The sequence below is a fragment of the Amycolatopsis sp. lyj-112 genome, from assembly GCF_046549055.1.
In the GTDB taxonomy this organism is placed as follows: domain Bacteria; phylum Actinomycetota; class Actinomycetes; order Mycobacteriales; family Pseudonocardiaceae; genus Amycolatopsis.
In genome coordinates this window covers 269,951-292,528 of record NZ_JAJPWS010000007.1, presented here as the reverse complement: position 1 = coordinate 292,528, position 22,578 = coordinate 269,951, and the positions used below count along the sequence as shown (strand labels likewise).

Annotated in this window: 19 protein-coding genes; 12 read left to right on the top strand and 7 right to left on the bottom strand. The window is 69.1% G+C overall.

Going from position 1 to position 22,578, the window contains the following annotated elements; translation table 11 throughout:
• Positions 1 to 92: 92 nt before the first annotated feature.
• Positions 93 to 1,271, bottom strand: a complete 1,179-nt coding sequence (locus ACLJRL_RS24460) for a homogentisate 1,2-dioxygenase (protein WP_410658584.1) — start codon at positions 1,269 to 1,271, stop codon at positions 93 to 95.
• 85 nt (positions 1,272 to 1,356) lie between these two features.
• Between ACLJRL_RS24460 and ACLJRL_RS24455 the strand changes: the two genes are divergently transcribed.
• Both ACLJRL_RS24455 and ACLJRL_RS24450 read left to right on the top strand, forming a co-directional pair.
• Positions 1,357 to 2,211 carry a hypothetical protein gene (locus ACLJRL_RS24455; protein ID WP_410658704.1) on the top strand — a complete coding sequence of 285 codons (855 nt, stop codon included), beginning with the start codon at positions 1,357 to 1,359 and terminating at the stop codon, positions 2,209 to 2,211.
• On the top strand, positions 2,208 to 2,846 hold the full coding sequence (locus tag ACLJRL_RS24450) for an IclR family transcriptional regulator (RefSeq protein WP_410658583.1): 639 nt from the start codon (positions 2,208 to 2,210) through the stop codon (positions 2,844 to 2,846). Before ACLJRL_RS24455 ends, ACLJRL_RS24450 begins: the two co-directional genes overlap by 4 nt.
• A 3-nt stretch (positions 2,847 to 2,849) precedes the next feature.
• Here the strand turns inward: ACLJRL_RS24450 and ACLJRL_RS24445 are convergent, their stop codons facing one another.
• Entirely contained in the window at positions 2,850 to 3,521 is a 672-nt protein-coding gene (locus ACLJRL_RS24445) for a DUF998 domain-containing protein (protein ID WP_410658582.1), read from the bottom strand.
• A gap of 127 nt (positions 3,522 to 3,648) precedes the next feature.
• Positions 3,649 to 4,236: a TMEM165/GDT1 family protein gene (locus ACLJRL_RS24440; RefSeq protein WP_410658703.1), complete on the bottom strand. Its 588-nt coding sequence runs from the start codon at positions 4,234 to 4,236 to the stop codon at positions 3,649 to 3,651.
• A 187-nt stretch (positions 4,237 to 4,423) separates the two neighbouring features.
• On the opposite strand from ACLJRL_RS24440, the gene ACLJRL_RS24435 reads away from it, so the two are divergent.
• From ACLJRL_RS24435 to ACLJRL_RS24400, 8 genes are all read left to right on the top strand, one after another.
• Positions 4,424 to 5,377 (top strand): S41 family peptidase, encoded by a 954-nt coding sequence (locus ACLJRL_RS24435; RefSeq protein ID WP_410658581.1) that lies wholly within the window; start codon positions 4,424 to 4,426, stop codon positions 5,375 to 5,377.
• Between the two features lie 81 nt (positions 5,378 to 5,458).
• Positions 5,459 to 6,970 (top strand): cytochrome ubiquinol oxidase subunit I, encoded by a 1,512-nt coding sequence (locus ACLJRL_RS24430; RefSeq protein WP_410658580.1) that lies wholly within the window; start codon positions 5,459 to 5,461, stop codon positions 6,968 to 6,970.
• 297 nt (positions 6,971 to 7,267) lie between these two features.
• Complete coding sequence (gene cydB / locus ACLJRL_RS24425) at positions 7,268 to 8,275, top strand: cytochrome d ubiquinol oxidase subunit II (RefSeq protein ID WP_410658579.1); 1,008 nt, start codon at positions 7,268 to 7,270, stop codon at positions 8,273 to 8,275.
• On the top strand, positions 8,272 to 11,523 hold the full coding sequence (cydC, locus tag ACLJRL_RS24420) for a thiol reductant ABC exporter subunit CydC (protein WP_410658578.1): 3,252 nt from the start codon (positions 8,272 to 8,274) through the stop codon (positions 11,521 to 11,523). The genes cydB and cydC overlap by 4 nt, the downstream gene beginning before the upstream one ends.
• Before the next feature lie 14 nt (positions 11,524 to 11,537).
• Positions 11,538 to 12,683, top strand: coding sequence for a GAF domain-containing sensor histidine kinase (locus tag ACLJRL_RS24415; protein ID WP_410658577.1), 1,146 nt, complete (start codon positions 11,538 to 11,540; stop codon positions 12,681 to 12,683).
• 135 nt (positions 12,684 to 12,818) lie between these two features.
• Positions 12,819 to 13,448 (top strand): excalibur calcium-binding domain-containing protein, encoded by a 630-nt coding sequence (locus ACLJRL_RS24410; protein WP_410658576.1) that lies wholly within the window; start codon positions 12,819 to 12,821, stop codon positions 13,446 to 13,448.
• Complete coding sequence (locus ACLJRL_RS24405; protein WP_410658575.1) at positions 13,445 to 14,065, top strand: class F sortase; 621 nt, start codon at positions 13,445 to 13,447, stop codon at positions 14,063 to 14,065. The genes ACLJRL_RS24410 and ACLJRL_RS24405 overlap by 4 nt, the downstream gene beginning before the upstream one ends.
• Positions 14,066 to 14,160: 95 nt before the next feature.
• Complete coding sequence (locus ACLJRL_RS24400; RefSeq protein WP_410658574.1) at positions 14,161 to 15,429, top strand: haloacid dehalogenase-like hydrolase; 1,269 nt, start codon at positions 14,161 to 14,163, stop codon at positions 15,427 to 15,429.
• A 7-nt stretch (positions 15,430 to 15,436) separates the two neighbouring features.
• Here the strand turns inward: ACLJRL_RS24400 and ACLJRL_RS24395 are convergent, their stop codons facing one another.
• The 3 genes from ACLJRL_RS24395 to ACLJRL_RS24385 form a co-directional block, all read right to left on the bottom strand.
• Entirely contained in the window at positions 15,437 to 16,063 is a 627-nt protein-coding gene (locus ACLJRL_RS24395) for a response regulator (protein WP_410658573.1), read from the bottom strand.
• Positions 16,064 to 16,072: 9 nt separating this feature from the next.
• Complete coding sequence (locus tag ACLJRL_RS24390; protein ID WP_410658572.1) at positions 16,073 to 18,595, bottom strand: M14 family zinc carboxypeptidase; 2,523 nt, start codon at positions 18,593 to 18,595, stop codon at positions 16,073 to 16,075.
• A gap of 68 nt (positions 18,596 to 18,663) precedes the next feature.
• Positions 18,664 to 19,512: an excalibur calcium-binding domain-containing protein gene (locus ACLJRL_RS24385; protein WP_410658571.1), complete on the bottom strand. Its 849-nt coding sequence runs from the start codon at positions 19,510 to 19,512 to the stop codon at positions 18,664 to 18,666.
• Positions 19,513 to 19,700: 188 nt separating this feature from the next.
• Between ACLJRL_RS24385 and ACLJRL_RS24380 the strand changes: the two genes are divergently transcribed.
• Positions 19,701 to 21,188, top strand: coding sequence for an exonuclease domain-containing protein (locus tag ACLJRL_RS24380; protein ID WP_410658570.1), 1,488 nt, complete (start codon positions 19,701 to 19,703; stop codon positions 21,186 to 21,188).
• Here ACLJRL_RS24380 and ACLJRL_RS24375 read toward each other — a convergent pair.
• Positions 21,185 to 21,505, bottom strand: coding sequence for a nucleotide pyrophosphohydrolase (locus ACLJRL_RS24375; RefSeq protein ID WP_410658569.1), 321 nt, complete (start codon positions 21,503 to 21,505; stop codon positions 21,185 to 21,187). The genes ACLJRL_RS24380 and ACLJRL_RS24375 overlap by 4 nt on opposite strands.
• Positions 21,506 to 21,656: 151 nt before the next feature.
• Between ACLJRL_RS24375 and ACLJRL_RS24370 the strand changes: the two genes are divergently transcribed.
• Positions 21,657 to 22,538, top strand: coding sequence for a nitrate- and nitrite sensing domain-containing protein (locus ACLJRL_RS24370; protein WP_410658568.1), 882 nt, complete (start codon positions 21,657 to 21,659; stop codon positions 22,536 to 22,538).
• The last annotated feature ends 40 nt before the right edge of the window (positions 22,539 to 22,578 follow it).

The following is a 22,578-nucleotide window of genomic DNA, read 5'->3' as shown; positions in this document are numbered from 1 at the left end:
GTAGTTATCCCGCCAAGCCGTCGCAATTCGTCCTCTAGTTGCGGTAGTTGCTCGTGCAAGTACCGCAACCAGAGGACGAAACGCGGTCGGTACTAGGCGCCCGGACCCCGTCCGGACCAGGTCCACGCGTAGCGGTGGTCTTCCGAAGCGTCCGCGCCTTCGCCGAGGTCCAGCGGAGCGAAGGTGTCCACCATGACCGCGGTCTCGTCGAAGAACTGGGCGCCGATCGAAGCCTCCGCCGCGCCGGGCTGCGGCCCGTGCGTGAAACCGGACGGGTGCAGCGAAAGCGAGCCGACCTCGATGCCGGAACCCTTGCGCGCCTCGTAGTTCCCGCGCACGTAGAACATCAGCTCGTCCGAATCGACGTTCGCGTGGTTGTAGGGCACCGGGATCGACTCGGGGTGGTAGTCGACCTTGCGCGGGCAGAACGAGCAGACCACGAAGTTCGGGCCCTCGAAGGTCTGGTGCACGGGCGGCGGCTGGTGCACGCGGCCGGTGATCGGCTCGAAGTCGTCGATGTTGAACACCCACGGATACAGGCAGCCGTCCCAGCCGACGACATCGAACGGATGGGTCGCGTAGGTGAAGCGCGTGAGACCTGCGCGGTGCCGCACGAGGACGTCGACATCGGTGCCGTCGACGACCAGCGGTTCCGACGGGCCGCGGATGTCGCGCTCGCAGTACGGCGAGTGCTCCAGGAACTGGCCCTTCGCCGACAGGTATCGCTTCGGCGGGCCGATGTGGCCTCGCGCCTCGATGGTCAGCAGCTTGACTCCGCCATCGTCGTGGGGGAGCACGCGATAGGTGCACGACGTCGGGATGACCAGGTAGTCACCGTCGCCGACTTCGAGCGTGCCGTAGATCGTCTCGACGGTCGCGCTGCCGCCTTGGACGTAGAAGAGCTCGTCGCCGGCCGCGTTGCGGTAAAGCGGCGAAGGCTGCGTCGCGTGGACGAAACCGATGGTGACGTCGGCGTTGCCGAACAGCCGCCGCCGGTCGGTGACCGCGTTGGCCCCGTCACCGAACTTGAGGTCCTGGGTCTTGAAGGCCCGCGGCTTGAGCGGGTGGTTCGGGGCGATCGGCCCGCGCTCGTCCTCGATCGCGACGGCGTCGACGATCGCGGTGGGCAGGCCGCGGTGATACAGCAGCGCGGAGTCCGCCGAGAAGCCCTCGACACCCATCAGCTCCTCGGCGTACAGGCCACCGTCGGGCTTGCGGAACGCCGTGTGGCGCTTGTGCGGGATCTCGCCTACCTGCCGGTAGTAAGGCATCGGAATCTCCCCGGAACGTGTCCGTTGTGCGAACGATTTTGTTCTGATGTCGTACGCTACTAGCGTGTCAGTCGTGTCAAGCGCTGTGGAACTCACGCCACCCGGCCCCCGAGGAATTCCTCCCCTGTTCGCGCGGCTCGTCGACGACTCGGCGTTGTTCCCGCCCGGTGAGGCGTCCATGCCCGAGGCGCTGCGTGCGCACTTCGCGTCGAGGGCGGGTGAACACTCCGGAGTACTGGGCGTGTTCCTGTGCCAGGCGTCGAGGCTGCCCGAACTCATCACCGAGCTGATCAAGATCAAGCCGAAGGAGCCGCTGCCACTGTCGCTGATCATCGACACCGGGCTCGGCGGAGTCCCGAAGGCGATCTCGATCGTCGAATCGCGCAGCGAGATCCTCGCGTTGCGGATGGTGGAGATGCCCGCGCCGTCGGACGTCGACGAGGTCTGGCTGGAACGCGTCTCCGAGTTCGTGCCCGAGGACGTCATCCGGGTGGTCGAGCCGCGGCGCGGTGTCGGCTGGCTGGACGGCGTGCGGAAGGTGATCGAGCACGGCAGCTGGCCGAAGATCCGCTGCGGCGGCAAGGCGGGCGAGAACTTCCCCAGCGTCGACGAGGTCGCCGACTTCCTCGCGGTGGTCAGCGGTTCGAGCGGGGCGTCGTTCAAGGCGACGAACAGCCTGCACCGCGCCGTCCGGCACACCGACGAGACCTCGGGCTTCACCCACCACGGGTTCCTGAACCTCATCGTCGCGTGCGCGCGCAGCCTTTCCGGCGGCGACGTGCGCGGAGCGCTCGAGTCGACCGACAGCGCCGCGCTCGCCGCGGAGGCCAAGGAGATGCCCGAGCCGGCCGCGAAGGCCGTCCGAGGGCTCTTCGCGTCCTACGCGGCCGCGTCGTTCGACGAGCCCGTCGCCGACCTCGGGGAACTCGAGCTCTTGTGACCCGCGAAGGGTCCTTGACCCTGGACAGAGGACTGGCGTTACTTCAAGCCGTGGCGGACGCCGGTGGCGAGGCGGCGACGATCTCCGAGCTCGCCGTCGCCATCGGCGCCAGCCGCGCGGCCGTCTACCGGCTGCTCGTCCCGTTGTCCGAACGCGGTCTCGTGTGGCGCGACGGCAACAAGGTGCGCCTCGGTGTCGGCCTGCTCCGCCTCGCCGGGCAGGTCCTCCCGCAGCTGCGGGAGGCGGCCCGGCCGGTCCTGCGCGAGCTGGCGGAGAAGGTCGGCGCGACAGCGCACCTCTCCGTCGCGCAGGGCGACCAGGCCCAAGCCGTCGCGGTCATCGAGCCCTCGTGGACGAGCTTCCACGTCGCCTACCGCGTCGGCACGCGTCATGCGCTGTCCGCCGGCGCGGCGGGCAAGGCGATGACGCTGCGTCCGGGCGGCGACGGCTGGGTGACCTCGGCGGGTGAACTGGAGGCGGGGGCGTGCGGTGTCGCCGCGCCCGTGCGCGGGGTGCCGGGACTACGCGCCAGTATCGGCGTCGTCTCCCTGGAGCCGCTGGACGCCTCTGTGGTGGGACCGGCGGTCGTCGCGGCGGCCCTGCGGCTGGCCGAGGTCCTGAAGCAGCCGGAGTAGCCCTCAGCGGTCGCTGAGCAGCGGGCGCACCATGGTCGCGAGCAGCGTCAGGTCGACCGCGAACAGCAGCCGCTCGAACAGTCCGAGCGTGATCTCCTGGTGCGAGGGGCCGGTGAGCATCGTCCAGACGAACCCGCCGAGCACGATCACCACGGCGGCGAAACTGGCCACCGAAAGCCGTCGGATCGTCGTGCGGCGCGGCTCCCACGGGCAGCGTGCCCGGCCGGGCCTGGTCAGCACCCAGGCGGCGGCGGGGAGCGCGAGGAAGGCCGTCAGCGCGGCGTAGTTGTGGATCTGCCCGGCCAGCGAACGGGCCTGGCCTTCGGGATCGACGGGGACGAGCGCCAGGGTCAGCAGCCCGGCACACCACACGCCGAGCAGGACGAGGACGGCCCCGTAGCCGGTGCGGTGCGCCTTGGCGATGCCGCCGAGCAGCGCGAGCGAGCCGAGCGCCAGCGCCAGGCACATCGCGCCGAACAACGGCGCCGCCGACGAGCCGGGCGAGAGATAGCCGTAGACGTACTCGGACAGCGTCTGCCAGATCGGGCTGACCTGGCTGGACAGCCGCAGGTGGAGGTCGATCGAAATCGCGACGGCCACGGCCATGCCGCCGATCGCGAGCCTGCCGTGCACCGGGGAGACGGCACGGGCCGCGAGGATCTTCGGCGAGGTCACGAGCGGTACTCCAGGCACGTCGGGGAACGAGACAAAGCAGTGGGCAAGGTGACTGTTCACCTTGCCCACACCTTTTCGTTTCCGAAAGGTTACCCGTCGAACCTGTGAAAGACCTGATATGCCCCGGTCAGAAGACCAGTTGGCTGACCGCGAACAGCGAGAACCCGGCGAAGATGAAACCGGCCACGCGCTGGATGAGCTTGGGGTTGATGCGGCTCCGGACCTTCGCGCCGATGAACACCGCGAGCCCGGCGACGGCGACCAGCGCGACGAAGGAGCCGAGCGCGACCGCGAACGGGTTGCCGAAACGGGCCGTGAGGCTGGCCGTCGCGAGCTGGGAGGCGTCGCCCCACTCGGCGGCGAACAGCACGCCGAACGACGTCAGGGCCGAGCGAAGAAAGGTCGCGGGACTCGGTCCGGAACGCGACGCGTCTTCCCCGCCGTCCTTTCCCGGAGTGAATCCTTCACGAAGGAGCATGAACGCGCCGATACCGAACATCGTGGCGACGATCGCGGTCACCAGCAGTTCCGGCAGCAAAGTCAGCACACTGCCGAATGTGGCGGCGATCGCGCATTGCACGGCGAACGCGGCGGTGACCCCGGCGAATACCGGCCAGGCGCGGAAACGAGTGGTGAGAACCAGGGTGGCGACCAGGGTCTTGTCCGGTAGTTCCACGGCCAGTACCAGGCCGAATGCGCTGATGAGCGCCAGCATCCCGCTCGACATGACGATTACTCACCCCTTTCGCTGCAACGATAAAGGGGCGATTCAGAAAAGGGCAAGCTGATGGCTTTTCCGAATCAGGCGGCATGTGCGGGCGAATTGCATTTCTTGGCCGGGCTGAAATGAGATTTCGGCGAACCGAATTCTTTTTTCCGGCCCGCTGGTAGCGTCGCCGATCATGGACGAGAGAGCGCGTATCGAGGACGTATGCGGACGGTTGCGGGCCCACTACGTGTTCCCCGAGGTGGCCGAGAAGCTGGTGGTGTTCCTGCAGGCGAGGCTGGGCGAGGGCGCGTACGCGGGGCTCGACGACCAGGCGTTCGCCGTCGCGGTCACGCAGGACCTGCAGTCGGTCAACGGGGACGGGCACCTGCGGTTGCGCCACCACGTCGACCCGGTGCCCGAGGTGGACGGCTGGTCCTTCGATCCCGAGGTGTACCGACGCGAGGCCGAACTGAACGGCTTCGGCATCGCGTCGGCGCGACGGCTGTCCGGGAACGTCGGCTACCTGGAGACGAAGCTGCTCTACGAGCCGGACCTCTCCGGCGAGGCCTTGGCGGCGGCGATGACGCTGCTCGCGACCGCGGACGCGCTGCTGATCGACGTCCGGGAGAACCGGGGCGGCGACCCGATGGCGGTGGCCATGCTGATCAGCTACCTGGTCGACGAGCCGACCCACTTCAACGGTATCTATCTGCGCGACGGCGACGTGACCAACCAGTTCTGGACGCTGCCGTACGTGCCGGGACGCAAGTTCGGCGCGGACAAACCGGTGTGGGTGCTGACCGGCCCGAAGACCTTCTCCGGCGCGGAGGACCTGGGCTACTCGCTCCAGCAGCTGGGGCGGGCGAAGACGGTCGGCGCGGTGACCGGCGGCGGCGCGAATCCGCGTCGGCAGTACAAAGTGGACACTCATCTGGACATCACCGTCCCGGGTGGACGGGCCGTGAACCCGGTCACGGGGACCAACTGGGAAGGCGTCGGCGTCCAGCCCGATATCGCAGTCGACGTCGAAGCGGCGTTCGATACCGCGTACGCGTTGGCGCTGGAACACGTGCTGACACTGGGGGATTCGGGCCCGCGGCGGCAGATCGCCGAGGAGGCGCGGCTCGCCCTCACCGGTCTCGGCTGAGCCGCGTGCGGGACCTACGTCCCGCCGAGATCAGGACCACTTGAACTGGCGGGCACCCCGCGCGGTGACCAGGCTTGAGGCGTGGAGGTCCTCGATCTAGCGCGGTGGCAGTTCGGCATCACCACCGTCTATCACTTCCTGATGGTCCCGCTGACCATCGGGCTTTCGATCCTGGTCGCCGGGATGCAGACGGCCTGGGTCCGGACAGGTGATCGTCGCTATCTGAAGATGACCAAGTTCTGGGGGAAACTCCTGCTGGTCAACTTCGCGATGGGCGTCGTCACCGGGATCGTGCAGGAGTTCCAGTTCGGGATGAACTGGAGCGCGTACTCACGGTTCGTCGGCGACGTTTTCGGTGCGCCGCTGGCGATGGAAGGGCTCGTCGCGTTCTTCGTCGAGTCGACCTTCCTGGGGCTGTGGATCTTCGGCTGGGACAAGTTGCCGAAGAAGGTCCACCTGGCGTGCGCGTGGGCGTACTCGCTGGCGACCGTGGCGTCCGCGTACTTCATCCTGGCCGCGAACTCGTGGATGCAGCATCCGGTCGGGGTCGAGTTCGTCGACGGGAAGCCGACGATGAACTCGATCTGGGCGGTGCTGACGAACAACACCGCGCTGGCCGCGATCCCGCACACCATCGCCGGGGCGTTCTCGGTGGCGGCGGCGTTCCTGGTCGGGGTGGCCGGCTGGCAGTTGTGGCGCAAGCGTTCGGGGGACGACGAGCACCGCGCGGTGTGGCGTTCGTCGCTGCGGCTCGGCGGCTGGGTCGGGGTGGTGGCGTTCGCGGTGCTGGCCATCACCGGTGACGTGCAGGGCAAACTGATGTTCGAGCAGCAGCCGATGAAGATGGCGTCGGCGGAAGCGCTGTGCCACACGGAGGAACCGGCGAGCTTCTCGATCATCGCGATCGGGGACGTCCGGGACGCGAACTGTGAGGACGTCAAGACGTTCAACGTGCCTGCGTTGCTCTCCTTCTTGGCGCACAACGACTTCTCCACCGAGGTCAAGGGTGTGGAGAACCTGGTGACGGAATACCAGGCGAAGTACGGGACGAACTACCCGGACGACCCGCAACTCGGCTCGCTCGCGGGCAAGCCGATCGACTACGTGCCCAGCCTGCCGGTGACCTACTGGGGTTTCCGCGCGATGATCGGCTTCGGCGCGATGGGGGCCGGGATCGGCGTCCTCGCGCTGTGGCTGACCCGGCGCGGACGGATCCCCGGACAGCGGTGGTTCCCGTGGCTCCTGCTCGGCGGGATCGCGACACCGTTCATCGGCAACAGCGCCGGCTGGATCTTCACCGAGATGGGCCGTCAGCCGTTCGTGGTGGTGCCGAATCCGACCGGTGTCGACGGAGTGTGGATGTTCACCGCGCAGGCGGTCTCGAAGTTGTCCACAGGCGAGGTGTGGACCTCGCTGATCGCGCTGACGACCGTCTACCTGGCACTCGGCGTCGTCGAGGTGTTCCTCATGCGCAAGTACGTCCGAGGCGGTGTCGACGCTGTCATGCCACCCGAGAAACCCGGCCCGACCAGCAAGAACGACGACCCAGAAGGCGGTGACGGCGATGACGAAGCACTCGCTTTCGCCTACTGATCGCCTCTTGACCTCACGTACCCAGCCCCCCGCCCTTCCCGGGGGACGGCCCCGCACCCAGCGTATCGGGGGTGTCGCTCAGGCGGGTTACCCACAGCCAATCTGTGGACAACTTGGCCGGTTGTGGATAACTCAGGGCGACGAGGCGCCGAGGGGCCGGTTTGGTCGCCTCGGCGTGGTACGGGCGGGTTGTGAAAGCCACTTTCACAACGTTGAAGGTTGTGAAAGTGGCTTTCACAACGTCCGGTGCGGGCAAGCAGCCCAGGCCCAGGCGAACGAAGCAAGCAGGAGCACCCGATGACCCTCGAAACGATCTGGTTCTGCGTCATCGCCCTCTTCTGGCTCGGCTACCTCTTCCTCGAAGGGTTCGACTTCGGCGTCGGCATGCTCATGCCGGCGCTCGCGAAGGACAACACCGAGCGCCGTGTCCTGGTCAACACGATCGGCCCGGTCTGGGACGGCAACGAGGTCTGGCTGATCGTCGCGGCCGGAGCGATGTTCGCCGCGTTCCCCGGCTGGTACGCATCGCTCTTCTCCGCCGCGTACCTCCCGCTCCTGGTCGTCCTGCTCGCGCTCATCGGCCGCGGCGTCGCGTTCGACTACCGCGGCAAGGTCGACTCCGATCGCTGGCGCCGCAACTGGGACCGCGTGATCGGCATCGGCTCGTGGATCCCGCCGTTCGGCGTCGGGCTGCTTCTCGCCACCACCGTCCTCGGGCTCCCGCTCGACGCGAACGGCGACCGGGTCGGCTCCGCGTTCGCCGCGATCCGCTTCGAAACACTGCTCGGCGCGATCGCGGTCGTCGGGTTCTCGCTGGTCCACGGCGCCGCGTTCCTCGCCCTCAAGACCGAAGGCGACCTCCGCCACCGGGCCCGGAAGCTGGCCACGCGCCTGCTCCCGTTCGCGCTGCTGCCGTTGCTCGCGTTCCTCATCGTCGTGCAACTGCGCTCGGGTGACCTGTGGACACTGCTGCTGATCGGCATCGCCGTCCTCGCGGCCGCTCTCGCGTGGTTCAAGATCCGCGCGGGCCGGGAAGGCCAGGCGTTCGCCGCGCTCGGCGGGGTCATCGCCGCAGCCGCCGTCGCGATCTTCGTCGCGCTGTACCCGAACGTCCTTCCGTCCACTTTGGACCCGGCGAACACGCTGACCATCGCCGGCGAGGCATCGAGCCCGTACACCCTGAAGGTGATGAGCTGGGTCGCGCTGTTCGGCGCCCCGGCCGTGCTGGTCTACCAGAGCTGGACGTACTGGGTGTTCCGCAAACGCATCGGCACCCGGCACATCCCACCGGTGCACGCACCATGACCGAGCTTCCCGGCCGCGACACCCTTTCCGCCAAGGAGTCCACAATGGACCCAGCGCGGCCGGGAAAGGGTCCGCTCGGCGCGCTCGCCCCGCTTTCGGCGGCGGCGCGCCGGGCGTTGATCCTCAGCGGATTCCTGTCCTTCGTCAACGCCGCATTGCTGGTGGGACAAGCGTTCCTGCTGGCCGACGTCCTCTCCGCGGTCGTTCGCGGAGCATCCGGGGGCCGCACCGCTCAGCTGGCCGTGCTGCTCGCGCTCGTCGCGGGCCGCGCGTTGACCGGCTGGGCGGTGCGGACGGTTTCCGCCCGGGCGGCCGCGCGAGCGAAGGAAGAACTGCGCGCCAAGGCCGTCGACCACGCGCTGCGGCTGGGCCCGGAATGGATCGCCCGCCGCGGCCACGGCGAGCTGACGTCGTTGACCACCAAGGGACTCGACGCGCTCGACGCCTATTTCACCCAGTACCTCCCGGCGCTGGTGACCGCCGCGATCGTGCCGCTCGCCGCCGGGGTCGCGATCCTGTTCGCCGACTGGCCGTCGGCCGTGCTCATCGCGATCACCGTGCCGCTGGTGCCGGTGTTCGCCATCCTGATCGGCAAGCACACCGCCGAGCGCGTCGCCGAAGCCGCCGACTCCGAGCACCGGTTGTCGGGCCACCTGCTCGAACTCGTCCGCGCGCTGCCGGTGCTCAGCGCGTTCCGCCGTGCCGAAGCGCAGGCCGAGACGGTGCGGAAGATCTCCGAACGTCATCGCCGCGCGACGCTGAAAACACTGAAGGTCGCGTTCGCGTCGGCGTTCGCCCTGGAACTGATCGCGACGCTTTCGGTCGCACTGGTCGCGGTCGTCATCGGCGTCCGGCTGGTGTCCGGCGAACTTCCGCTGGCCATCGGGCTCGGCGTGCTGATCCTCGCGCCGGAGTGCTACCAGCCGCTGCGCGCGGTCGGCACCGCTTTCCATGCCAGTGAAGACGGCGTCGAGGCGGTGCGTCGGGTCGCGGACGTACTCGCGGAACCCTTACCCGTCAACGGTTCCGAGACGCCGGCCAAGGGCGAGGTCCGCGTCGAAGGGTTGCGTGTCGCGCGGCGTGGCGGTTTCGCGCCCGACGGCGAGACGTTCACCGTCCGGCCGGGCGAGCTGACCTGGCTGCGCGCGCCCAGCGGCGGCGGCAAGTCGACGACGCTGGCCGCGCTGCTCGGCTTCGTGCAGGCGCACGACGGGGCGATCACCGTCGGCGGCACCAGCCTGGCCGACGCCGATCTCGACCGCTGGCGTGAGAACGTCGCGTGGGTGCCGCAGTCGCCGGTGTTCGGCGGCGGAACGGTCCGCGAAGAGGTCGGGGCCGAAGGCATCCTCGGCGAACTCGGGCTGACCGGCCTGGCCGATCGCCCGGTTTCGAAGCTTTCGCAAGGACAACGTCAGCGGGTCGCGGTGGCGCGGGCGCTGGTGCGGGTCCGGTCGGGGGCATGGCTCCTTCTGCTCGACGAGCCCACGGCCCACCTCGACGAAGCCAACGCCGGACTCGTCATGGCCGCCGTCCGGAAGGCAGTCGGCGACGGTGCCGCCGCGATCATCGCCGCGCACGAACGCAGCTCGGGTGTCGACATGCCGACTACTTCGACCGTCGAGGCCGGCACGACGGACGAGGTGCCGTCGGTCCGGCCGCTGCCGTGGCGCGGTCTGCTGCACCGCAGGTTCCTCGGGGGCGCCCTGCTCGGCGCCGCCGCGTTGCTCGCCGGCGTCGCGCTGGCCGCGCTGTCGGGCTGGCTGATCGCCAAGGCCTCGCAACAGCCGCCGATCCTGACCCTCACCGTGATGATCGTCGGCGTACGGACGTTCGGCCTCGGCCGCGCGGGGCTGCGGTACCTCGAACGGCTGGTCACGCACGACGCCGCGTTCCGGATCGCCGGACGGCTCCGGGTCCGGCTGTGGACTTCGCTGGTGCGGCTCGGCCCGGCGCGGGCACTGCGCGCCGGTGAGGAGCAGCGGCGGCTGGTCGGGGACACCGACACCGTGCGCGACCTGCTGCCGCGCGTGATCACGCCGCTGGTCGTGGTCGGCCTTGTGGCCATGGGCGCCGTCGCGGTGCAGGCCGCTGTGCTGCCCGAAGCCGGGCTCACACTGGCCGCGGCGGTGCTGGTGAGCGCGTTCGCGCCGCTGCTCGCGCTGGCTGTGGAACGACGGGCGACGAGCGCCTTGGCCACCGGACGACGTTCGGTGTCGGCGCAGGTGCTGAGCCTGTTCGAGGCCGCGGCGGAGCTGGTCGCCTTCGGGGCCGACAAAGAGCGACGTCGCCGAATCGCCGCTACCGACACCGCGTTGACCGCCGAAGCGCGGCGTCAGGCCTTCGGTGCCGGAGCGGCCGACGCACTGATCATCCTGGCGACGGGTGTGGCCGCCATCGTGAGTACCGGATTCGCGGTGAGCGCCGTCGCCGCCGGCGCGCTGAACCCGGTACTCGCGCCCGTGGTCGCCCTGGTCCCGCTCGCGCTGGCGGAAGTCCTCTCCCTTCTTCCTCCGGCCGCGCAGCACTGGGACACCCTTCGCCAGGCCCGTCTGCGCCTCGCCGCGTGTCATGAAAGGGACTTGCGGGACGTTTTTTGTCCTCCTAGTCCCTTTCATGACACCGGCGGGGTGCGGATCCGGAACGCCGACCTCGGCTGGCCCGGCGCCTCCGACCCCGTGCTCACCGGCGTCGACCTCGACATCGCGCCCGGCACGCACGTCGCCGTCGTCGGCCCGAGCGGCGCAGGGAAGTCGACGCTCGTCGCGGCCCTGCTCGGTTTCCTGAAGCCGAGCCGCGGCGAGGTCACCACCCCGGAGAACGTCGTCTGGGCGCCGCAGGAGCCGATGCTCGTGTCCACCACGGTCGCTGAGAACCTGCGCCTCGCCAAGCCGGCGGCGTCCGAGGCGGACCTGCGAAAAGCCTTGTACCAGGCCGTTCTCGAAGACGTCGAGATCAGCACGATGCTGGACAGCGCGGGTGCCGGCCTTTCCGGCGGGCAGGCGCAGCGGGTCGCGCTCGCCCGCGCGATGCTCGGCGCCGCCCAGGCCGACCTGGTCCTGCTCGACGAGCCGACGGCGCACCTCGACGAGCCGACCGCGCGCACCATCCGTGAACGCCTCGGCGAGGCGCTGGCTGGGAAGACCGTCATCCACGTCACGCACAACGCCGCCGAGGCCGCGGACGCCGACGTCGTCCTGGAGGTGCGAGAGGGTCGCGTCACCACACGCACCCCGGCGGGAGCGCGCTAATGTCGGTGACGCTCATGGATCCCACCCTTGCCGCGCGTGCCCTGTCCGCCGCCACCGAGATCACCGGCACCGCCCTGTCCGGCGACGACCCGGGTGACGTGCTGGAGACCGTCGTGGCGCGCGCCGTCGAACTGGCCGAGGCGGATCTCGGTCTCGTCATGGTGCGCTCGGACGACGGCCAGCTGGTCGCCGAGGCCGCGCACGGTGCCTTGACCGAAGGGCTGCGAGGGCTGGCGTTCCCCGCCGATTCCGCCGCCGGCCAGGTCGCCCGCGGCGGGAAACCGGTGGTGAGCGAGGACTTCACCGTCGACCCTCGGACGGCACGGTTCGTCCCCGCGGAACTCCAGGGCTTCGGTCCGTTCGCGGCTTCGGCGTTCGGCGCCGGAGGGCGTGTTCTCGGCGCGCTGACCGTGTACCGGCGCCACGGCGGTGAGCCGTTCTCCGCCAGCACCGTCGAGGTGCTCACCGCTTTCGCCGCGCAGGCCGGCGTCGTCCTCGCCTTGGCCGAAGGCGCCAACGCCCGCCACCGCGTGACGCTCTACCAGGAGCGCGAACGTATCGCTCGCGAACTGCACGACGTCATCGTGCAACGGCTCTACGGCGCCGGGATGCAACTCGACCGCGTCCGCAAGAACATGCGGAAACGGTTCGCCCAGGCCGATGGCGCGCGGCTGTCCGAGGCGATCGACCAGCTCGACCAGACCATCGAGGAGATCCGCGGCACCGTGCGCGCCCTGCGCAGCCCGGAACCCGCCCACGAAGTACCGTCCGCCACCGACCTCGCCGAGTCCGCGCGCGGCGAAGTGCGCATCGCGGGCGAGCTGCTCGGTTACCCGCCCACCCTCGAACTGTCCGGGGAATTGGCCGATATCCCGGCCGAACAGGCCGACCACGTCCGTGCCGCCCTGCGCGAAGCACTGTCCAATGTGGTCAGGCACTCCGGCGCCAGCGAGACCCGTGTGACGCTGAGCCGCGATGCCGAAGGCGTCAAACTCCGGGTGCGGGACAACGGATCCGGTGTCCCGCAGGGTGTCGCCAAACGGGGCCTGAAGCACCTCGACGAACGCGCGACGACGTCCGGCGGGCGGTTCTCGATCAATTCCTCGCCGAGCCTGGGGACTTTGGTCGCTTTCGACGTTCCCCTCGACCAGCCCGTGTGAAATTAACGAATTTCGGTCGCTCGATCGGGTGATGGTTCGAGTTTTCCGATTAATCCGTAACAGTCGGGGCCAGGGCGCGATTGTAGGGGTATCTAACGCGTTCCAAGCGTTAATTCTCCCTTGAAAGGACACCTCATGTCCTCGGTTCGTCGCGCCCTCGGCACGGCAGTGATCCTCGCCGGATTCTCCTTGTTCGGTCCGGCTTCGGTCGCCTTCGCGCTGGCAGACGCGCCTGCGATCGCCGATCTGAACTGCGAAGACTTCGCTTATCAGGAAGACGCGCAAGCGGTGCTCGACCAAGATCGATCCGATCCGCACGATCTTGATCGCGACAAAGACGGAATAGCTTGCGAGAATCGGCCGAAGCGTGGATCTTCGGCTACGAAAACGATCACCCCCACCCTTCCGCCGATCACGACGGAAACGAAACCCGCGCCGGGCACCACGAAATCCACGGACAAGGACTGCGCCGATTTCCCCAGCCAGGCCGCGGCCCAGGCCGAACTCAAGAAGAACCCGCGTGACCCGCACAAGCTGGACGCCGATCACGACGGGTATGCCTGCGAGTCGCGTTTCGGTGAGCCCGCGAAGTCCGGCCAGGTGAAGGTCAAGCCAGTCGGCGGTGTCGCGACCGGTGGCGGCGACGTCGTCGAAGCCAACGGCGGCCTCCTCGAGATCGGCGCGGTCGCGCTGACCGGTGCGGCTCTGCTGACCGTGACGGCCGCGGGTGCGGCCCTCGCCCTCCGGCGGCGTGCCGAGCGATGACCAAGGCTTCTTGGCGCCGGTGGCCGTTTCCGCTGGTCATCGGCACTCTCCTCGGGGTGGTGCTCGCGGCCACGCTGACCGCGTGCGCCAGTCCGGCGGTGGGCACGGTCGCGACGCCGGCCGGTCCCTCCACCGCGTCTTCGGCCGCGGCACCACCACCGCTCACTTCGGCGAAACCGGCGACGCTCGAAATCCCGGCGATCGGCGTGCGCACCGGCGAGATCATCGACCTCGGCCTGTCCGGGGACGGCAGCCTGCAGGTGCCGCAGGACGCGGTCACCACCGGCTGGTTCACCGGCGGCCCGGCGCCGGGCGAGATCGGGCCCGCCGTGCTCGCGGGTCACGTCGACTACAAGAAGGTGCCGGGGATCTTCGTCCGTCTCAAGGATCTGAAGTCCGGTGACGAGGCGCGGGTCCACCGCAAGGACGGGAGCACCGCGGTGTTCACCGTGTACAGCGTCGAGAAGCACGCGAAGGCGTCCTTCCCGACGGAGAAGGTCTACGGCGACACAGCGGGCCCGGAGCTGCGCCTGATCACCTGCGGCGGGGACTTCGATTCCTCGACCGGCAACTACCTCGACAACGTGATCGCCTACGCGAAGCTGACCCACGTTTAGATCGAGGCATGCGCACCGTCTACCGGCAGGTCGTAAGTCTCGGCGAGAAATGACAGGATCTCCCTGACTGTCGAACGAAGACGTGGGGAGATCACATGCCGAGGTTCCTGCGAGCCGTGGCCGTCGCCGCCGCCGTGCTGGCCGTCCCGGTGCTGGTGCCCGCCACCTCGGTGGCCGCGACCGTGACGCGGCCCTGCCCGCAGCTGCGGCCGGCCGACAACTGGTACGGCGACAACGCCGCGAAGATCCAGAAGGTCATCGACGAGCGCGGCCGCTGCGGCGGGAAGCACGGCGAGCGGCCGGTGGCGGTGTTCGACTGGGACAACACGGTCATCAAGAACGACATTTCGGACCAGACCGTGTTCTGGATGATCGGGCACGACAAGGTCCTGCAGCCGCGGAACAAGGACTGGCGCACGACCAGCCGGTTCATGACCGACGCCGGGGCGAACGCGCTCAGCAAGGCTTGCGGCACCGCCACCCCGGCCGGGAAACCGCTGCCGACGACCAAGAACATCACCTGCGCCGACGAACTCCTCTCGGTGCGGAAGACCGCGAAGACGAGCACCGGCGAAGAGGTCTTCGCCGGGAACAACCGGCGCTACATGGAGGCGGCCTACGCCTGGGTCGCGCAGATCAACGCGGGGTACCGCCCCGACGAGGTCCGCGCGATCGCCCGGCAGGCCAGGGCAGCCGCGCTGTCGGCGCCGATCGGGGCGACGCAGAAGGTCGGGTCGAGCACCCAGGTCGCGTGGATCCGCTACTACCCGGAGATCAAGGACCTGGTCGCGACGCTGACCAAGGCGGGCTTCTCGACCTGGGTGGTCTCCGCCTCACCCAAGGAGTTCGCGGACGTCTGGGGCTCCGCGATCGGCATCCCGCCCAGCCGCACCCTCGGGATCTACTCGCTCACCACGAACGGCCGGATCAACGGGCACCTCGAAGGCTGCGGCGGGCATGCCGACGGCGCCGACGAGATCATGACCTACATCGACGGAAAGCGGTGCTACATCAACGAGCGGATCCTCGGGATTCGCGGCGCGAAGGCGATGGAAGCGGCACCGGAGGGTAAGCGGCAGGCACTCGCCGGCGGCGACGCGACCACCGACGTCACCATGCTCCGAGACGCCACCGGAGTACGGGTCACGCTCAACCGCAACAAGGACGAGTTGATGTGCCGCGCCTACGACAACGCCGACGGCAAGTGGGCGGTGAACCCGATGTTCCTCGAGCCCTTCCCGGCCCTGAACCGCACCTACCCGTGCTCGGCGACGGCGTACGAGAACGCCGACGGCACGCACGGCCCGGTGCTGCGCGACGACGGGACGGTCATCCCCGACCAGCGCGACACGGTGCATCCTTGAGGGGTCGCTAGCGGTCGCGGCGTGCGATCCACGCCGCGGCCTGCGTGCGGCGCTGCATGCCCAGTTTCGCGAGGACGGACGTCACGTAGTTCTTCACCGTCTTCTCCGCGAGGAACAGGCGTTCCGCGATCTCGCGGTTGGACATGCCCTGCCCGATCAGGTCCAGCACCTCGCGTTCGCGCTCGGTGAGCGCGCCGAGTTCGTCCTCGGGCGGGTGCCGCAGCTTGTCCAGCACCCGCGCCGTCGACAGCGGATCCAGCAGCGAGCGCCCGGCCGCGACCTCGCGCACGGCGTTGACGACGTCCTGCCCGCGCACCTGTTTCAGCAGGTAGCCCGCCGCGCCGGCCATGATCGCGCCGACCATGGCCTCGTCGTCGTCGAACGCGGTCAGCATCAGGCACTGCGGCGGGTTCGGTTTCGAGCGCAGCTCACGGCAGAGCGCGATGCCGTCACCGTCGCCGAGCCGGACGTCGACCACCGCGACGTCCGGTTCGACGTGCATCGCCACGGCGAGGGCCTCGTCGACGCCGCTCGCTTCGGCGACGACCTCGATATCGGGCTCGTCGGTGAGGAGGTCGCGCAGACCTCGTCGCACCACCTCGTGGTCGTCGATGAGCAGCACCTGGATCGGCATACCCCCACGTTACTTCGAGGCTGCCCAGTAAATCGCCTTGGCCACCTGCGAGTACAAGCCCTTCGGGTGATCGCGGAACAGGGGTTCGGTGCCGAACAGCACCGCCCGTCCGCCGAGCCCCGAAGTACCCGACACGACAGCGGCCTGACCCGCCGCCTGCAGCGGTCCGCCGGTGCCGTCGTCGCGGGTCCGCCAATGCCCCGCCACCAGCGGATTCCCGCTCGCGTAGCGCTGCTCCACGCTCACCGAAGCACCGAGATCGGCGAACCAGAACGGCCCGTAGACGAACGAGTCCGACAGGGCGCCGGCGCCCACCGGACCGCTTCCGTTGACGACCGAAACGACGCCGTTCCCGTCCTCCCAGCCGGCCACCGGACGCGCTTCGAGAAGTCCCACGTCAGTGTTGAAACGTGCGCCCGTGGCGCCGCGGGTGACCACGCCTCCGCGGGCGAGGAAGGCGCGTAAAGCGTCCTTCGCGGCAGGGTTCAGATCGGCGTACCGCAGCCCCGAAGACACGAACAGCAGGTCCACCCGAGACCAGTCGAAGCCCGCGTTGAGCACCGCCGCCGACACCGGACGGACGTCGAAACCCATGTCCCGCAACGCCTTCAGCTCGTCGGCTCCGACGGCTCCCGCGATCACCTTGCGGCTCAACGGGGTCGAAGTGCCGCGCGCTTCGGTGAAGCGGACGCCGTAGCGGTCCGCCATTTCGGCGGCGGCCGGACGAGCCGACGCGGGGACGACGACCGAGCCGTCGGCCGTGCGGCTCAGCGCGAAGCCCCGGTTCAGCAGAGCGTTGGCGGCACTGACGTCCTTGCCATCGACGAGCTTCAGCGCGAGGTCGCGGCCGGGAGCGGCGTCGATACCGCCGGTGGGCGAAGCCGCGGTGACGTCGTGCGTCCGGACGTCGAGCCGTCCCTGCTTGACGATGTCGACCGACGCGCCCCACAGCAGGCGGTGGCTCCAGCCGGAGATGTCGTACATCACCGGTACCTTCGCCGAGATGTCGCTGCCCTGCTCCAGCATCACGTTCGCCAGGCCGCGTTTCGGCTGGTGCATGTCGACGACGTAGGAGCCCGCCGCATACCGCCGTCCGGCCAGGGAGAACAGACGATCGGCCTGACGCACCCGGACGTCGTTCGCCACCAGATGGTCGACGAGCCGGGAAGCGGCGACGGCCGAACGCTGGTCCGAGCCGGCGGGGATGACGTAGGCGCGCGGGAATTCCGTGCGGTAGCGGTCTTCCGGGCCGAAGCCGGGCACGAACCCGTCGGGGATCTCGCGCTGCGCCTCGCCCGCGGTGCCGCGGCGGAACATCTCGATCTGGTTCGCGATCAGCTCGTCGCGATTGCGGTCGACGTAGGTCAGCGTGCTGCCGATGGTGGCTTCGACGACCTCGGTGTTGATCACCGAACGACGCTGGAGCTCCGGCACCGGCAGCGCGTCGTAGTCCGCGTTGTTGACCCGCATCGGGATCTCGATCGTGAACGACACCGCGCCGTGGTACATCGAGTACTGGGCTGTGTAGATCGGCGCCCAGCCGTCCCAGCTGCCGGGCTCGTAGTCGCGGAACGGGATCTCTGGCTTCGCCGTCTCCGGGCGGCCGATCGCCTTGACCGCCTGCTCCATGCCGAGGCCGTTGGCGTACCCGTGCTTGAGGTAGAGGTCGAAGTCGTAGTTCTGGCCGTGCGGCGGGGTGGTCGGCTCGATGAGCGTGTTCTCGACGTACCCGTGTTCGTCCAGCATCATCAGCGGCTGCTTGCCGATGGAGATCCCGCGCATGGCCTTCACTTCCGGCTGCGACGCGGTGACGAAGTCGCGGTTGGGGTCGAAGCCCTGCGACGTCTGCCGCGTGCCCGCGACGCGACCGTCCGGATTGGCCGTCACGGTGAAGTAGAAGCGGTTCCGCTTCAGCAGATCGAGGGTCTTGGGATCGTTCGACGTCGCCAGCCGCTCGATCACGCGAAGGGCGCCGTCGGTGCCTTCCCATTCGTTGCCGTGGATGTTGCTGTTGATCCACACCGGCGCCTTGTACGCGTGGCGCAGGAACGGGTCACGCGCGGCGCGGGCGGGGTCGTTCTCGATCAGCGACCGCCACGCGTCCTGCCGCCGCGTCTCGCCCGGGCTTTCCGGCGCGGTCAGCGTGACCAGGTAGAGGTCCCGGCCGAGACCGGACTGCCCGGCGACCTCGACGGAGACGCGGTTGCCGCGCGCCTGCAACGCGTTCAGCTTCGGCGCGATCGAGTGGTACGGCGCGAGCGCGAGTTTGATCGACTTGTCGGCCGCGTTCTCCGGGTAGACCCGCAGCTTCGTCTTGCGCGGATACCCGGAGTGGTCGCCCGCGACGTTCTCGCCCGCCGCGGCACGCGCGGCACTCACCGGCGGATCGGTCGCGGCGACCTCGTTGCGCTCCGGCCCGTTGCCGGGATCCCGGTGCTGTGCCGTCGGTGGCGGCGCGGCGTACGCGGGCGCGGCGACCGCGCTCAGGGAGAGCATCAGGGTCAGGACCACGGTGCGAGCCGAACGCGACAAGGGCCACCTCCAGAGACGTCGGCATAGTTTTTCCGCTCGCCGAAGCCGTCACAAGACCCGAAAGGCGGCTACTCGCAGGCGACCCCATCGCCGTCCCGGTCGAGTTTCCGGCTGTACCCGGGTTGGCCGGCGTACAGCGGAGTCACGCCCGCCGCTCGCGCGGCGGTGCAGTTCGGGTAGTACGCGGCCGCCGGAGGATCCGGTTCGGGCGCGGGCGGCGGGGTGGGCTTCTTCGGCGTCGGTTTGGGCTGCGGCGCCGGGGCGGCCGGCGGTTCCGCGGCGGGCTGTGGCGCCGCGACGGTGGTGGGCGGCGCGTCGATCTTGCCGAGACAGGGCGGCCCCCAGAGCCCGTTCTTGGCCGATTTCGCGACTTCTTCGGCGGCCTGCAACGCGGTGCCGACGGCCGAGCCGACCGCCTGGCTCGCATATTTCGCGTATCCCGCGGTGAGTGCGGTGGTCGAGTAGTCGCCGCCGTTCACCATGCCGACCGAAGCCAGCACGATACCGGCGTCACCGGATACCGCTTGAATGACGACCTCTTGTCCGGACAGTGCGTTCTTTGCCCACGCGAGCGATTCCGAGACGAAACATCCGGTTCCGTTCAGCGGAGGGACAAGGCCGAGAACGTGGATGATTTTCTCCCCACCGGGGCCGGTCACTTTGACCGTTCCGGCATCCATCACGTCGACGACCCGATATCTGTCCGGAGTGGCGGCGGAAGTAGGGGATTGCGAGGTCGATGTCGGCTGAGTGGACGTCGTACCCGTGGCCGCGAGCTGCTGATCCTCGTACTCCTGCGGGGATTTTCCGAAGACGGCGCCGAGGACGAAGAGCACCGAAAACGCGGCGAGAACGATCATCATCCAGCGCGGCATTCGTTTCTTCCTGGCAGGCTGGACCGTGGGATCGGTGTACATGGGCGTCCTCGGAATTCTGGGTCTCAGGTGACCTCGACAGTTTTTGTCGTTCCCTTGCCGAATGTTGTTACAAGAACCGTCTTTTCCGTCACAAAGCGGCTACGAACGGGTCTCCGTCCGCACCGGGGTGTTACGCGACCGGCGTGGTCGCGATGATCCGGGTGACGACCCGAGAAAAGGAAATCAAAATGGCGGAGACAGTCGAAGCCCTCGAATTGACCGGAGACGGCCGATTCGCCGTGGGGGCCACCGAATTCACCGCCATCGATTTCGTGACCACCGGTCTGCGCCCAGGACACGTGGTCGAGGTGGCGGCCGTGCGCGTCCGGGCCGACGGCACGGTCCTGCGCGAGTTCTCGACGCTGGTCAATCCCGGGAGCGGGGTGGATCCCGGGCCCGCTCACGTCCACCGGATCACCCGCCGCGACCTCGACAACGCGCCGTTCTTCGGTGAGGTGCTGGGCGATTTCCTCGATCTCTGCCAGGGCAGCGTCCTGGTCGCGCACAACCTCCCGTTCGAAGCGGAGTTCCTCGCCGCGGAATTCGGCAGGCTCGGCGCACGCGTCCCGAGCATGCCGGGAGTGTGCACGCTGGCCGCGGCGAGAGGGGCGCTCCGGCTGCCGAACTACCGCCTGGCCACCGTCGCCGAGGCGGTGGGTGCCGGCGAGTTCGCGGCGCACACGGCCCTTGCCGACGCCTACGTCTGTGCCCACCTCGTGACGACCCTGGTGAACAGGCACGGGCTCCGCTTCACTACCCGTCCGGTCTTTCCGGAGCTACCGCGCTTCGCGCCTGCTACGCGACTGTCGCCCCGTCGCGCGGTGGTGCCGAGCGGCGGCACGTGGATGGCGGACGTCGTCGACCGCGTCCCCGAATCCGCCTTCGGGATGCGGGGTTCCCTGCAGGACGCCTACGTCGAACTGCTCGGGAACGCCCTCGCCGACCGCCATATCTCGGATACCGAAGCGAGGGCTCTCGGCGCGGCGGCCTCGGCGGCGGGGATGGCGGAGGCGGACCTGCACCGCGTGCACACCGGCTTCGTCTCGGCGATGCGCAAGCTCGCCGAAAGCGACGGCGTCATCACCACCGAGGAAGAACGGGATCTGCGAACCGCCGCGGCCGCACTGCGGGTGCCTGAGGTGCTGCATGGGCTTCGGGCCACTTCGACGTCGTCCGGCGTGCGCCGCCGGGTCCTCGTCCTCGGCGACGGACTGGCGGTGGACGGCTTGCGCGCCGCGGTCCTCGACGCGGGCCTCCCGCTCGCGAAGAAGCTCACCGCGTCGGTGACCCATCTGGTCGTGGGCGAGGAAGTGCCGTCGACCGAGCCGAGGATCGCCCGGGCCGGGGAACTCGGCGCCATGGTGCTCGGTGTCGCCGAAGCGCGCGAAGCGCTCGGCCTCACTCCGCAGACCAGGCCTGCTTCGGTGCCCGTCCCCGTGCCGCAGCGGCCGGTGCCGCACGCGTATCCGCCTCCGCCTCCGATGAGGGCGGCCGCAGCGTCCCCGCCGCCCGTGAAGCTCTGGGTCGGCAGGGTGCTGATGGGGCTCGGCCTGCTGCTCATGTTCGTCACGGTGCTCGCCCTGTTCGGCGGCGCGGGGTTCGCCGCCGGTCTCTTCGTCGGCGTCTTGGGTGTCGGGGGACTGCTCGGCGGCTGGCAGGTCGCCGAGCGGGCCTAGCGCTCGGGCGCGGGGAAGCGGTGCTCGTTCCGGTCGATCTTGGCGTTGGCGGCCTCGATCAGGTCGACGCCGAGGCTGTTCGCCAGCTGCAACAGGTACAGCGTCACGTCGGCGATTTCGTCGACCACGTTGGCCTCGAGATCCGGGTCTGATCGCCACGCGGCGGACTCCTCCGGGGTGAGCCACTGGAACAGCGAGGTCAGCTCACCGACCTCGCCGGACAGCGCCATGACCAGGTTCTTCGGGGTGTGGAACGGTTCCCAGTCCCGTGCCGCGGCGAAGTCGCGGAGGCGCTGGTGGAGGTCGTCGAATGTCACGTGCCGTGCCTACCAGATCGTCACGGTGCGCTAACGGCCGTATGGCGGACGAGCGTTGACGTGCAATTTGCAAATTGCATAGCGCCGGCCGACGTCGGGGAACCGATCCGGAAGGAAAGCCTTGACGTACCAGCGAAGCGTTCGCTCTCGCATGCTCTCCATCGCGTTCGTTCCGAGCGCGACCTTGGTGCTCGTCGCGTTGTTCATCGGCGGATTCCTCATCCACCAGGCCGTCCAGACCCGCAACGTCGCCGAAAGCGGAGCCGTCACCATGACCGAGGCGAGCCGGGGCATCTCGGTGCTGCAGCGCGACCGGTCCGCCGCGTTGAAGGAACCAGGCAGCCGCTCCGCCACTTACACCGCGTACGCGGACAGCATCGACACCTCTCTTTCGTCCCTGCGCGACATCGCGCGCGCCGCGCCCGACGCCGAAGTCGGCTACCAGCAGACGCTCGCCGTCGAACTGCTCGCCGTGGTGGAGGGCATGGACCGCAGCGATTCCCTCGCGGCGGCCGGGATCGACGACGAAGGGCGGCGTGACTACGCGGCGACCGTCGGCGCCTACCGGTCCAGGCTCGACGCCGTCGCCGGGAAACTGACGGAAAGTAGTCGCCAGGTCTATCGCGATCTCATCGGCAGCGAGGACTGGAGCCGGTTCGGCGCGGTCGAAACCGCGTTGAGCGCGGCCACGCCGCCGCCGGTCACCCAGGACGCCTGGCGGGCGGCGGCCGCCGCCGTCGGCCGGTCCCTCGGCGTGCTCGCCACTCGTCAGATCGAGTACTCCGCGCAGCTCGCCGTCGACGCCGGCCGCCGGGTGCTGAGCGGCGCACTCGCCGCCGCGACGGCGATCTGCCTGCTCGCGGGGCTGGTGATGGCGGTCGTGATGCTGATCGCCCGTCGCCTCCCGGTGCCGATCATCCGCTGCCCATCCCGGCTCGAAACCGTGTCGCCGAGAATCCACCTTCGCCGACCGATCGAGCCCGCCGACGTACGCCGGATGCAGGCCGTGCTCGAAGGCATCCGGCGGCTCTGAGCTGGTCACAGGGCGTACACGGTTACGCCGGAAAGAGCAC